Genomic DNA, 12,545 nt, shown 5'->3' on the forward strand with positions numbered 1-12,545 from the left:
GCACATCCAACGACACTGCTTAGGGCTTGTATGGGGCCATAGAATCTCCCAGCGATCCGGAGTAGTGCCTGTTATTTTGGCACGACTTACTGCGATCATCTCCACCCCCCCAAACTGCCATCCGGCTCACCGGCACGGCGCTGGAAATACTCACGCAGGTGCTCGATAAAGCACGACACCTTGGCCGACAGGTTGAGCCGTTCCAGGTATACCGCGTAGATATCGGCCGGCGGTGTTTCGTATTCCTCCAGCACTTCCACCAGCCGCCCTTTGCGTAAATGGTCGGCCAGGTTCCATTCGGCGCGCATCAGAATGCCGTGGCCATCCAGTGCCCAGTTCAGCGCCACCTCACCGTCGTTGGTGCTCAGGTTGCCGCGCACTTTCACCGATTCACTGTGCTTGCCCCGGCTCAAACGCCAACTGCCAAAGGCCGACTCGTTCTGGCGCAGCACGATGCAGGTGTGTTGCGCCAGGTCTCTGGGCGTTTCTGGCGTGCCGCAGGCTTTCAGATACTCCGGTGCGGCACACAGCAGGCGGCGGTTGCTGGCGATCTTGCGTGCAATCAGCCGTGAGTCGGGCAGCTCACCGAAACGAACGGCCACGTCGATGGCGTCATCGGGCAGGTGAATGGGCCGGTCGGTCAGGTGCAGTTGCACTTCGACCTCCGGGTAACGCTTGGCAAAGCTGGACACCGCAGGCCCCACATGGGTACGGCCAAACCCCAACGGCGCGTTGACCCGCAGCAGCCCCTTGGGCGCTGCCCGACTGCTGGAAACCTGGCGCTCCATCTCTTCGATTTCACCAAGGATGCGCTGGGCGTTGACCAGGTACGTCTCGCCCTCGGCGGTCAGGCTGATGCTGCGCGTGGTGCGGTTGAGCAGGCGCACGCCGAGGCGCGATTCCATTTGCGCGAGACGTTTGGAAACCGCTGGCGGGGTGAGATTCAGCTCGCGGGCAGTGGCTGCCAGGCTGCCGAGCTTGACCAGCAGGGTGAAAAAACCGAGTTCCGATACCGGGTTCATCATTAACCTGCAAGCAACAATGAAGTGAATTTCATTGTATTACCGCATTTCTGAAAAACCAGTAACTTTCTATCCCGTGATTAACCACAAAAAAACCGGGTTATTAGTGGCCGCTGACTCAGCCATTGGATAACCGGGCCGCCCGTACATCCGACACAAAAATAATGCGGAGAAGGCAATGGTCTTACGACTCTTAAGCAAGCTGTATATCCAGGTATTGATCGGCGTGACTGCCGGTGTGCTGATTGGTGTGTTCTGGCCCCAGGTCGGCACCGATCTCAAGCCCCTGGGCGATGCGTTCATCAAACTGATCAAGATGGTCTTCGCGCCGATCATCTTCGCCACCGTGGTGCTTGGCATCGCCAAGATGGACAACATGAAGGAGCTTGGCCGCGTCGGCATGCGGGCGCTGATCTACTTCGAAATCCTCTCTACCTTCGCCCTGGTGCTGGGCCTGATCGTGGTCAACTTCGTCAAGCCCGGTGTAGGCATGAACGTTGACCCCGCGACGCTGGATATCAAGAGCATCTCCAGTTACACCGCCGCCGCAGCCACCGGTTCAGGCAGCTTCACCGACTTCTTGCTGCACATCATTCCGGCCAGCGTGACCGACGCCTTTGCCAAGAATGAAATCCTGCAGATCCTGCTGTTCTCGACCCTGTTCGGTATCGCCCTGTCGCACCTCGGGCCACGCGGTAAACCGTTCGTGGACATGCTGGAGACCTTCTCCCATGGCATGTTCTACATCGTCGGCCTGGTGATGCGCGTTGCCCCGATTGCCGCCTGTGGCGCGATGGCGTTCACCGTTGGCAAGTACGGCCTGGGTTCGATCGTGTCGCTCGGCAAGCTGATGGCGACCATGTACATCACCTGTTTCCTGTTCGTGGTCTTCGTGCTCGGCTTCATTGCCCGGCTGTCGGGCTTCAGCCTGTGGAAATTTCTCAAGTACCTCAAAGAGGAACTGTTCACCGTACTGGGCACCAGCTCGTCGGAGTCGGTGGTGCCGCAACTGATGACCAAGCTGGAGAAAGTCGGCGTGTCGCGGCCGGTGGTTGGCCTGGTAATCCCGTCGGGGCTGACCTTCAACCCGGACGGCCAGTGCATCTACTACACCATGGCGGCGATCTTCATCGCCCAGGCCACCAACACACCGCTGTCGCTGACCGACCAGTTGATCGTGCTGGGCGTGCTGCTGCTGACCTCCAAAGGTTCGGCGGGCGTGACCGGCTCGGGCTTTATCACCCTGGCGGCAACCCTGGCCTCGTTGGGCAGTATTCCGGTGGCCGGCATGGTGCTGCTGCTGGGGGTAGACCGCTTCATGTCCGAAGCCCGCGCCATCACCAACACCATCGGCAATGCGGTCGGCACCATGGCCATCGCCAAGTGGGTCGGCGCCCTCGACCACGACCGCATGAACAAAGTGCTCGACGGCCAGCCCGTGCCGGAGCTGGAACCCGAAGCCAGCACTGCCGCCCCGAGCCTGGCCAAGCGCCCGCATGCCGAACCCGGCAGCGTGACCACCGGCAGCACCGCCGCCAGCCTGAACTCATGAATAAAAACCAGAAATGACAGCCTTGTGATGTGAGGAGATAAACCGTGGATAAACAACTGGCCGTGGAATCACTGACCGATGTAATGGCGAAATTCACCGCCTATATCGGCAAGCGTCTGCCCAAAGACGTGAAAGAAAAAACCGCCAAACTGCGCGCCGCAGAAACCAACCCGCTGGCCATCGCTGTATACGACTCGATGGCCGACAACCAGGAATACGCCGACAAGCTCAACCGCCCGAGCTGCCAGGACACCGGGGTGATTCAGTACTTTATCTCGGCTGGTGCGCGCTTTCCGTTGCTCAGCGAGCTGGAAGGCATTCTGGAAAACGCCACCAAGGAAGCGACCATTCAAGGGCCGCTGCGCCACAACGCGGTGGAAACCTTTATCGAGAAAAACACCGGCACCAACACCGGCTCGAAAATCCCGTGGCTGGACTGGGAAATCATCCCCGATGCCGACCACGCCATCGTGGATGTGTACATGGCCGGTGGCGGCTGCACCCTGCCGGGTTCGGCCAAGGTGCTGATGCCGGGCCAGGGCTACGAAGGCGTGACCGAATTTGTCTTCGACGTGATCACCTCTCGGGGCGTCAACGCCTGTCCGCCGTTGCTGGTTGGCGTGGGCGTCTCGACCTCGGTCGAGACCGCCGCGCGGTTGTCGAAGCGGGCGATCCTGCGGGAAGTGGACTCCAGCCACCCCAACGAAAGCGCTGCACTGATGGAAAAACTGCTCGAAGACGGCCTCAATGAAATCGGCATCGGCCCGCAGGGCCTGACCGGCAACAGCAGCGTGATGGGTGTGAACATCGAATCCTCCGCCCGCCACCCATCGACCATTGGTGTTGCCGTGTCCACCGGATGCTGGGCACACCGCCGCGGCAAGATCCGCATCAATGCTGACCTGTCTTACGACATCCTGTCCCACGAAGGAGTGGTCCTGTGAATAGCGCGCCTGTGAAAAAGATCCTCTCTACGCCGATCCGTGATGAAGACCTGGCAGAACTGAACGTGGGTGACGTGGTGTACCTCACCGGGCAACTGGTCACCTGCCGTGACGTGGCGCACCGTCGCCTGATCGAGCTCAAGCGTGAACTGCCGGTGGACCTGCGCGGTGGGGCGATTTTCCACGCCGGTCCGATCGTGCGCACCAAGGACGACGGCAGCTTTGAAATGGTCTCCATTGGCCCGACCACCAGCATGCGGATGGAAAAATTCGAGAAGCAATTCATCGAAGAAACCGGCGTGAAACTGATCGTCGGCAAAGGCGGCATGGGCCCGGAAACCACCACCGGCTGCCTGGAAAACAAAGCCGTGCATGCGGTGTTCCCTGGCGGCTGCGCAGTACTGGCCGCGACCCAGGTCGAAGAAATCGAACGCGCCGAATGGCAAGACCTCGGCATGCCCGAGACCTTGTGGGTCAACCGTGTACGCGAGTTCGGGCCGTTGATCATCTCTATCGATACCAAGGGCAACAACCTGTTCGAACAGAACAAGGCCCGCTTCAACGAGCGCAAAGGCTCGGTGATCGAGAAGATCAACAGCCAGGTGCGGTTTATCAAATAACCGGCAGGCAGGCCGGCCCCCATTCGGGGCCGGTTGCCTGTATACCCTCGGACCTCCGTAGGAGCTGCTTCAGCAGCGAAGCCTTTTCGCTGCTAAGCAGCTACGGGGCCCGGTGCTGTGCGGCGGTCGGGGCTTCGGCTGCGCTTTTCTCTACCAACACAGCCCCACCTGACCCGTGTCAGTGCCAAAACCTCCATCACGCGTATCGTTGATCCAGCGCACATCTGGCGCCAGACGGAGCACGCTGATGAACGACACTACCTCACCCACAACCCCGCCTCAGCCGGTACGCTTTCCGCCCGGCCTGATCGTCGCCGTAGTCGCCATGCTGATCGTGCTGTTGCTGCCACTGCCCGCCGCACTGCCGGTCGCCGGCCAACGCATGCTGGCGATCCTGGCCTTTGCGGTCACGGTCTGGGTCACCGAAGCGGTCTCTTACGAAGCCAGCGCAATCATGATCACCTCGCTGATGGCCTTACTGATCGGCACCGCACCCACCCTGCAAGACCCTGCACAAACCTACGGTTCATCGGCCGGCATCAGCATGGCCCTCAACGGCTTCTCCAACCCGGCGCTGGCGCTGGTGGTCGGCGCCCTGTTCATCGCCGCCGCGATGACCCACACCGGGCTGGACCGCCGCATCGCCCTGCTGACCCTGAGCAAGGTCGGCGCCAGCACCCGGCGGATTCTGTTCGGCGCCATGCTGGTGATCATCCTGCTCAGCCTGCTGGTGCCCAGCGCCACGGCGCGCAGTGCCTGCGTGGTGCCGATCATGGTCGGGGTGATCGCCGCATTTGGCGTCGCCCAACGCTCCAACATCGCCGCCGGGCTGATGATCATCGTCGCCCACGGCACCAGCATCTGGAACGTCGGCATCCAGACCGCCGCCGCGCAGAACCTGTTGACCGTGGGCTTCATGGACAAAATGCTCGGCCAGCGGGTGTCGTGGATCGACTGGTTGATCGCTGGCGCACCGTGGGCGCTGATCATGTCGCTGGTGCTGATCTTCCTGGTCCTGAAAATGCTGCCGCCCGAGAGCGACAGCGTGCCCGGCGGCATGGCCGCGGTAAACCAAAGCCTGGCCGACCTTGGCCCCATGAGCGGCGCGCAAAAACGCCTGGCCAGCGTCTCGTTGCTGCTGTTACTGGCGTGGGCCAGCGAAGGCCGGTTGCACGCCTTCGACACCACCTCGACCACCTACGCAGGATTAGTGATCCTGCTGCTGCCGCGCTTCGGCGTAATGACCTGGAAAGACCTGCAAGCGCGCATCCCGTGGGGCACGGTGATCGTGTTCGGGGTCGGCATCAGCCTGGGCACCGCACTGCTCACGACCCAGGCCGGGCAATGGCTGGGCGCCCAAGTGGTTGCCCACACCGGCCTGGACAGCCTCGGCCCGCTCGGCGTGTTCGCCATCCTCAGCGCCTTTCTGATCCTCATCCACCTGGGCTTCGCCAGCGCCACCGCACTGACCTCTGCACTGCTGCCGATCCTCATGGCCGTGCTGCTGACCCTGCCCGGCGACTTCAGCCGCATCGGCATGACCATGTTGCTCGGTTTTGTGGTGAGCTTTGGCTTTATCCTGCCAATCAACGCCCCGCAGAACATGGTCTGCCTGGGCACCGACACCTTCACCCCCAAGCAATTTGCCAGGGTCGGCATCGTCGTCACGCTGGTGGGCTATGTGTTGCTGATGGTATTCGCCAGCACTTACTGGAACTGGCTGGGCTGGATTTGAGGGGCAGAGGAGGGGGCAGCCCAGGTATGAGCCTGGGCTGCTGGGTTCAAGCGGGGTAATCCGAATTACTCGGCCTTGCCGCCATGACTGGTCGCCAGCTTCCGGGCCGCTTCCAGATGGGTTTTAAGCTTGGGCAGGGTTTCTGCCGCAAAGGCCTTCACCTCGGGATCGTCACCGTTCTCGGCCTCATCCTCGAACAGCTTGATGGTCTGCTCATGCGCCTTGACCTGATTCTCGGCATACGCTTTGTCGAAGGATGCATCGCGGTATTCAAGAATCATCTTCTTGGCCTTGTCCATCAGCTCGGCGTCGTCGCTGACCTCCAGCTTTTTGGTGGCGGCAATGTCCTTGAGCTTCTCATTCGCCGCCGTGTGATCCTTGATCATCATCTCGGCAAACGTCTTCACATCAGCCGACTGACTCTTCTCCACCGCCAGCTTGCCGTTCTCGATCTCCGCAATGCTTTTGGCCGAGGCGTCATCGACAAACGCCGCAGGGCTTGCGGCGAAAGCAGTGGTGCTGGCCATGGCCACGAACAGACTCAGGGCGCCAGCGCGAAATACCTTTTTCATGGTGAACTCCTTCTTGGATTTTTGGGTGCTGCTTGAGAGAGGGAGTGGGTGGGGCGGCGTGAGTTCAATGGAGTTGTGCTGGGGCGGGATGGGTGGTTTGGGGGCGTGTCGTGCGGGTAGGGTGATCAAATCAGGCGCAGCTTCAAGCCGCATCTGAAGACCGCAGCAGGACCGAGCGTTGTCCGAACGCTCGGCCTTTGGGAGAGGGCATCGATAATTTACGCGACCACCGCCCGGATGGTGATTTCGACCAGTTGCTCTGGAAACGCCAGACCGGAAACGCCGATAAGGTTGCTGGCCACCGGCGGGATGTCTGCGCCATAAAATGCCTTACGCACCTTGCCCGCAGCCGCAAAGGCCGCTGGTACATCAATGACGAAAATCGTCTCTTCCACCACGTCATCCAGCGTCGCACCAAACTCCGCCAACAGATCGACGATGTTTACGTAGGTCTGCTGCATCTGCGCCTCCATCGTAGAGAAGTCAGCCGGCTTACCGGAGCTGTTCAGAGCCGCAGGAGCGACCAGATTACCTTCGCGGTCATGACTGAGCTGGCCAGACAGGTAAATAGTGTCTTTGACCTGAACAGCCTGAACGTAGCCGTAAAGACCTTCCCAGGCGACACCGAAGCTGGCGGTTTTCTTGGGCAGGGCTGGTTGGGTGGTAGACATGGTTGGATTCCTTAAGCTGAGAGATAGGGGTAACGGGTTCGGCGTGGCGGGGTGCCGATGTGATGGGAGAGAGCTTAAAGAGTGTTTGCCGGGAGAGTAATCGGATGGAATTGGAATGATTGTCGCGTTTGGGTGGACGATTGGGGCCTGATCTCAACAGGCTGGGCAGGTCGGATTTTGATCGGGGCGTGGGCAGCACGTGGACGCTGGAGAATGGAGGGGAAGAGAGTTCAGAGTCTCGGAAACGCAAAAGCCCCGCGAAGCGGGGCTTTTGAATGTGGCGCACCAGGAGTCGAACAGATGCGTAACCACCTGTATTATCTGGATATTTGCTTTTGGTTACTAGATCGTATCTCTAAATATACCCTTTTTGGTATCGGTCGCTTAAATATGTTTGTGTCCTATGGGTTACACAAAAGATACAGCTCAATCATTTGTGCTTAAATATTTTTATTGCTTTCGATTCAGATTGCAAAATGAGCTATCCAAATTTATAGCGATGGTCTGGAGCAGGTCTGAAAGCCCCTAGCCAGGGCTTTCAGATGATTTTTCTAGTAAAGAAAAATTCTGATGTGCATGCTCCTGAACTTTTAACTGTTCAGTGTTGTTTAGTTGATAAAATCTTTGCCTTTAGCCATTAATAGTAATCCCAGCAGCGATGATGGCTTTTCCTTATGAAGGCCGATGGATTCGTTTAGCAATATAGTCGTATCATCCCGAGTTAGTTTCAGTGTACCTGTTGCCAGCGCTGCGGCGAACTCCAAGGACGCGTCGCCATACTGTTTGTCCCATCGCGAGAATACTTTGAGTAGCATCTCCTTCATCAGTTTGCTCAACTCGGGGCTGGCTGAGTAGTCCAGTTCTGATGGTAGACAGGATCGGAGGAAGCATGCCTGAAGAATATTGTCGTTAAATCGCTGAAAGCACTCTGGAGAAAGTACGGCTGATTCATAACCAGTCGGTCTCAACATTAGTCCGTGCTCGTTATGTTCTCGTGCGCATTGCAGGACAGCAGCAATAGTTAAATACACTGCGCTTTGTGAAACTTCAGCATACCTTTCAGAGATCTCACTGTCGGCTTCGAAGAAGAGGAAGCCATGAGACAATGATAGATCCTTACCATCTTTCGTGGGCAAGAGGCTGTGCCTATATTTTTCAATAAGCTCCGCTGCAAGTTCTAGAGCACCGTTACGTACCTCTTGCGATACGTCAGCCTCGAATCCTTCGATGACCATTTCGGCTTTCGTTCCAACATTTGTTAGCCGAGTCCAAGCATTTTCCTTGCTATCACTGCCTATGGGTAGGCACAGCCAGTTAGAAAAACCATATTCTCTTGGTGAAGGGTTTTTCGTTAAAAAACTTTTAAGTTGCCCCCAAGCTTTGCGGCTTTCAGGGATACCTATCGGAGCGAGGAAACGTCTTGGAGTTTTCGCATCTATATAAGCTCTAAGGTCGCGACTAATTTCGCGTAGTATTCCCCCGTCCCGGGCGACCACTGTAACAACCAAAACACCGGTGATGCTTTCAAACTTTTGGATGTCTAGCCTTGAGCAGGGTTCAATTCTTATCGGTTTATCTACTAACCGTTTTTGAAGCCTCTCATGAACCATCTTTGCCAGCTTAACAGAGCCAGGGTCATCAGAGTGTATGATCAGGTTAGTGGCCATTGATACCGACCAATCGATTTCAGCGTCTAGCCAATCGCAGAATTCTTTATCAGCTAGCATTTGCTCGGGGTCTAAAAATAGCAGCTTATTAGAACCGTTGTCATCATAGAAGCCGAGGATGCGCCCTAGGCCAAAGTGGCTATGAACTTGAGGCAAGTTTTCTGGGCGGTGTTTCAATGCAATCACAACCGACTTAGGCGGTTTGGATTTTGCGGAAAAGTTTTCTCCGATGATTTCGATTAGGGTATTTCCGTCATCTTCCTTTACTTCAATTTTTATTCCTATTTTGTCTAGTGGTAATAAAATTCTGCCGAGGCGACCTGCCTCAGTTCTGTCAATCAAAGTAGAGATGCATTCCTCGCGAAACCTTCGCGTGGTCATTTTTTTTGCCATTCCGCCAGAAGTTGAGGCTGACACTACACAGAAGTAATCCTCCATCGGCGGGTTCATTTTTTCGAGTTGAGCGTAAGAGTGAAAGTTAACTATTTCTGCCTTGCTACCTACGCGCATTAGGGCATTTTTTACAAACGTGTGGATGCCCATAGTGTCAATATAGACTTTTGATGCCTTCTTTAGTTTATCCGAATACTCTAGGGCAAGTGCATAACCGACTAAGCATAGCTCCGCTTCATCACTAGCCAATTCGCGTGCTTGGATGAAGATGCTGTTCAAGGTTCCAGATGGGTGCTTGAATGAGTGGCCTGAGGGTGCTGTGCTGATGACGTTATTTTTTAGAACTAATGCTTTTAAGCCATCTCGAAGCAGTTTCTTTGCCGAGAATTTATATTCTAATTTGCCTCCGTCAAGAGTGTGGCTAATAAAGTCATTGTTGCGCCATTCAAGAAATACATACTGATCTATACGTACGCATTCATTCTTTACACCTCTTTTCAGTAAATCCAGCAATCTATGCTGATGGGGTTCCCAAGCTTCCTTAAATACTGATAGCTGTGAACTACTCCCAACTATGTACACGCAATCTGGTAGATGTCGCGAGTATTTTAATGCTTTTTCTATGTCAGAATAAACTTGAGTTGGCGAAAGCTCGCAGTCGTTATAGCAAACGACCAAAGCTTCTTCGCTACCACCGCCAGAGCCGCTGGACATTGAATTCCATTGAAAATAACGCTCCATTCACACGGCCCTCAGCGGTATTAAAATTGCTACAACAGAACCTACAACTGGCGCTAGCGGTTCGCTGCTCCAATCTTTGAAGTCTAATAAATTGCGCGAGGTGTCATTTTTCTTGAATTGATTATAAATTGACATTCGGCCTGTTCTGATTCTTATTAGGCCTCCGATCTTTTGGAGTTCCCTGAGTACCATTTGAAGTCCCTGGCCGGCGGCGTCTTCAAATTTTGTAGTGGTACGGGCACTCAAACACTGGGTAAGATATTCTCTTTCTTCTTCCAGGTTCATCTGCTTGATACTCTTCCCACTTATTCGAGAAGCAAAGCCCGGCCCAGAATCGAAGAAACTTATTTGGAATGCGCGGAGGCTTGTCTTATTATTTTCCGTGGTAGATAGTTCCCGATCCCAATATTCTCTTAGCTCTTGATTTCCTTCAAAGTCAGAAGAAAAAATATCTTCGTCAAGACGGGTCCAACCTAGCATCAGACCCTCTACATGAGCATGATACTTATTTCCTAGATGGTCTGATGTGGCGTGATCCTGAGTGTTTCCTACAAGCTCGCTACAAAATAATCCTAAACTTTCTGTTAAGGTTTCCGGCATTCCCTGCGAACTCTGCTTATTGACAAAATCGATAAGCTCTCTAATTGACTTTGTCATATCAGGCGGAGTTTTTACCACTCCGTCAGCACTGAACAGTGGCCGCAAATATTGAATTTTAGAACCAGCGACGCAAATTAAATCTATAATTCTGCCGCGAATGACTTTTTCGTATTCTGCAGCGTCAGCTGCTTGCATCCTCTCAACTGCGGCCTTAAGTACGTCTCTTCTGCTGAAAGTTCTATCGCCAATGCGGATTCCTTTTGAAAGGCGTACGGCGGCTACACCTGGAGAATAATTGGCAATGTTGTCTATTAAAGACTCAGGATTAACGCTTTTGCTAAAGTCTAAGAAATCTCCATTTAATTCTTGGCGAGCCAGCGTGATTATAAGTTGAAGACGAGAGGCGTCATGCAAAGCGCCACGTCGAGCGCTGAGAAAGTCCGCAGGAATGACAAACTTCTCATCTTTATTCGAAAGAATCTCCCAATATGCCGCTTCAATATCTTGAAGTGTCTGGCACTTGTCCATGCTAACAATGCTCAATTAAGGCTCCTTTATGGCCAATGATCTTAGTCTTCTTTATGCTTCAAAAGAAGGGCTTCAATTTTTGGCTCGGGCTTCCAGTAGTTTGGACCTTTTAAGAATTTACCGTTTTCATCGTAAATTGGCTTGCCATCGGCGCCTAATTTGCTTTCATTGCTGTCCATTATGATTTTAAGTACATCTTCAAGTGGTAGTCCATACTTCAAGGCTTCAGATCTGCAGTATACGATTATGTCACCAAGTAGGTCAGCTATGGCGACTTTAGTATCAATATCTGGTTGCCCGTTTTTTATTCCTTCAATGATTTCGTCAATTTCGTTTACCTCGTCAATTAAGGTTGCTTTAAATTTTTTAAGTTTGTCGGCGGGGTCCGGCAGGAGAGTCGGAGTGGTATTGATTGGGAGTTTATACATCTCATTCATTTCCTGAATGCGCTTATCGAATGGCTTGCTCACAGAGACTCCTTAGTTGTGGGGCGTAATTGAATTTTGTCTGAGTTTAATTGGTGGTTTCGGGGGTTCAGGTTTGCCAGTTCCGTATAACAACATGCTTTTGGAGTATGGCCAAGATCTTATTGAGAGGTTTCTTCTACTTCCAATGCTAGACCTGTTGCACTGCATCGAAGATGAGTTCGGTTCTGATATACTTTCAGTATTGTAGGCGTTAGAACACACTACTTGGTTAAGCGTAGGAGGTTCTGAGTTTAGATTTGTACTTGCGCAAGGCTGAGTGAGGCCATTGGAAGCGCTCAGCATTGGCTTTCCGGGTTGTACACCCTCAGAACACGTGATCAGTAATACCTTCTCCACGATTAGATCCCTGTATTTAGAGGGGTACACGCTTTCACCAGCATACCTCATGCCACAGTAGAATGTACTCGCTCCTCAGTGAATCACACCTCGTCAGTATGAGAGACGTATCCTCTCGATATCACCCTTTAGCCCTTCCCTCAGTAGTACCTTATGAGTTTCCCCACGTCATCCCGCCAAGAATGCTGAGTGTTATCAGGGATCAAGACCCCTGCGACCTGTGGGGATGTCCTCTAACGCGGGACTGGCGGCTCCTTACGTCCGGGAGCAAGGGCATCTCATGATCTAGCCTCCTGAACACCGTTACCGGTGGGCGGCTGGAGGCAGCACTGGCTGACGAGACCAGTGCCGCGAGATCCTGAGCGATGTGCAAGCAGCACTGCGATGACCGGGGCATGCCTGACTGTCAGTCAGGTGCAGTCCATTCCTTGGCCTGCGGCACCATCATCTGCAAGGTTGTTGCTGGTGATATATCGGCCTTTGTCACGCCGACTGTCACGAGGGGGAATGCCGCAAAGCCTTGTGCGATCAAGGCAGCAGCGTTGTTAGGGAAACTCCGAACAAGTTGCCCATCAGCCGGAAATGGACGGCTTGAGGATGCCGAAAGGCCCGATTTTCAGCCGCTGATTATTAGATAACCAAGGCAACGCCTTGGTTATCTGCCCTCACGGGCGCA

10 protein-coding genes are annotated in these 12,545 nt (G+C 54.3%); 4 read left to right on the forward strand and 6 right to left on the reverse strand.

The window, feature by feature from the left end:
- Positions 1-95 precede the first annotated feature (95 nt).
- Positions 96-1,022: a LysR family transcriptional regulator gene (locus NJC38_RS24810; protein ID WP_253117507.1), complete on the reverse strand. Its 927-nt coding sequence runs from the start codon at positions 1,020-1,022 to the stop codon at positions 96-98.
- Positions 1,023-1,200: 178 nt separating this feature from the next.
- Here NJC38_RS24810 and NJC38_RS24815 point away from each other — a divergent pair, with 178 nt between their 5' ends.
- The 4 genes from NJC38_RS24815 to NJC38_RS24830 all read left to right on the forward strand — a co-directional run bounded on the left by NJC38_RS24815 (position 1,201) and on the right by NJC38_RS24830 (position 5,873).
- A complete protein-coding gene (locus NJC38_RS24815) occupies positions 1,201-2,574 on the forward strand; it encodes a dicarboxylate/amino acid:cation symporter (protein WP_253117508.1) in 1,374 nt (457 codons plus the stop codon).
- 44 nt (positions 2,575-2,618) lie between these two features.
- Positions 2,619-3,518 carry a L(+)-tartrate dehydratase subunit alpha gene (gene ttdA, locus NJC38_RS24820; RefSeq protein ID WP_084709880.1) on the forward strand — a complete coding sequence of 300 codons (900 nt, stop codon included), beginning with the start codon at positions 2,619-2,621 and terminating at the stop codon, positions 3,516-3,518.
- Positions 3,519-3,529: 11 nt separating this feature from the next.
- Positions 3,530-4,138 carry a L(+)-tartrate dehydratase subunit beta gene (ttdB, locus tag NJC38_RS24825; protein WP_045493943.1) on the forward strand — a complete coding sequence of 203 codons (609 nt, stop codon included), beginning with the start codon at positions 3,530-3,532 and terminating at the stop codon, positions 4,136-4,138.
- 247 nt (positions 4,139-4,385) lie between these two features.
- Positions 4,386-5,873 carry a DASS family sodium-coupled anion symporter gene (locus NJC38_RS24830; protein ID WP_253117510.1) on the forward strand — a complete coding sequence of 496 codons (1,488 nt, stop codon included), beginning with the start codon at positions 4,386-4,388 and terminating at the stop codon, positions 5,871-5,873.
- A gap of 65 nt (positions 5,874-5,938) precedes the next feature.
- Here the strand turns inward: NJC38_RS24830 and NJC38_RS24835 are convergent, their stop codons facing one another.
- The 5 genes from NJC38_RS24835 to NJC38_RS24855 form a co-directional block, all read right to left on the reverse strand.
- Complete coding sequence (locus tag NJC38_RS24835) at positions 5,939-6,445, reverse strand: DUF4142 domain-containing protein (RefSeq protein WP_253117513.1); 507 nt, start codon at positions 6,443-6,445, stop codon at positions 5,939-5,941.
- Between the two features lie 218 nt (positions 6,446-6,663).
- On the reverse strand, positions 6,664-7,116 hold the full coding sequence (locus tag NJC38_RS24840) for a RidA family protein (RefSeq protein WP_253117514.1): 453 nt from the start codon (positions 7,114-7,116) through the stop codon (positions 6,664-6,666).
- A gap of 608 nt (positions 7,117-7,724) precedes the next feature.
- Complete coding sequence (locus NJC38_RS24845; protein WP_253117515.1) at positions 7,725-9,917, reverse strand: hypothetical protein; 2,193 nt, start codon at positions 9,915-9,917, stop codon at positions 7,725-7,727.
- Complete coding sequence (locus tag NJC38_RS24850; protein WP_253117517.1) at positions 9,918-11,060, reverse strand: hypothetical protein; 1,143 nt, start codon at positions 11,058-11,060, stop codon at positions 9,918-9,920. It lies immediately after the preceding gene.
- Between the two features lie 26 nt (positions 11,061-11,086).
- Positions 11,087-11,515, reverse strand: coding sequence for a nucleoside triphosphate pyrophosphohydrolase family protein (locus tag NJC38_RS24855; RefSeq protein ID WP_253117519.1), 429 nt, complete (start codon positions 11,513-11,515; stop codon positions 11,087-11,089).
- Between the last annotated feature and the right edge of the window lie 1,030 nt (positions 11,516-12,545).

The organism is Pseudomonas sp. 21LCFQ010, assembly GCF_024129905.1.
Taxonomy (GTDB): domain Bacteria; phylum Pseudomonadota; class Gammaproteobacteria; order Pseudomonadales; family Pseudomonadaceae; genus Aquipseudomonas.

Excerpts from the sequence above, each read along its gene's own strand:
- NJC38_RS24810 (WP_253117507.1), bottom strand. The coding sequence starts at position 1,022 with ATGAACCCGGTATCGGAACTCGGTTTTTTCACCCTGCTGGTCAAGCTC.
- NJC38_RS24815 (WP_253117508.1), top strand. The coding sequence starts at position 1,201 with ATGGTCTTACGACTCTTAAGCAAGCTGTATATCCAGGTATTGATCGGC.
- NJC38_RS24830 (WP_253117510.1), top strand. The coding sequence starts at position 4,386 with ATGAACGACACTACCTCACCCACAACCCCGCCTCAGCCGGTACGCTTT.
- NJC38_RS24835 (WP_253117513.1), bottom strand. The coding sequence starts at position 6,445 with ATGAAAAAGGTATTTCGCGCTGGCGCCCTGAGTCTGTTCGTGGCCATG.
- NJC38_RS24840 (WP_253117514.1), bottom strand. The coding sequence starts at position 7,116 with ATGTCTACCACCCAACCAGCCCTGCCCAAGAAAACCGCCAGCTTCGGT.
- NJC38_RS24845 (WP_253117515.1), bottom strand. The coding sequence starts at position 9,917 with ATGGAGCGTTATTTTCAATGGAATTCAATGTCCAGCGGCTCTGGCGGT.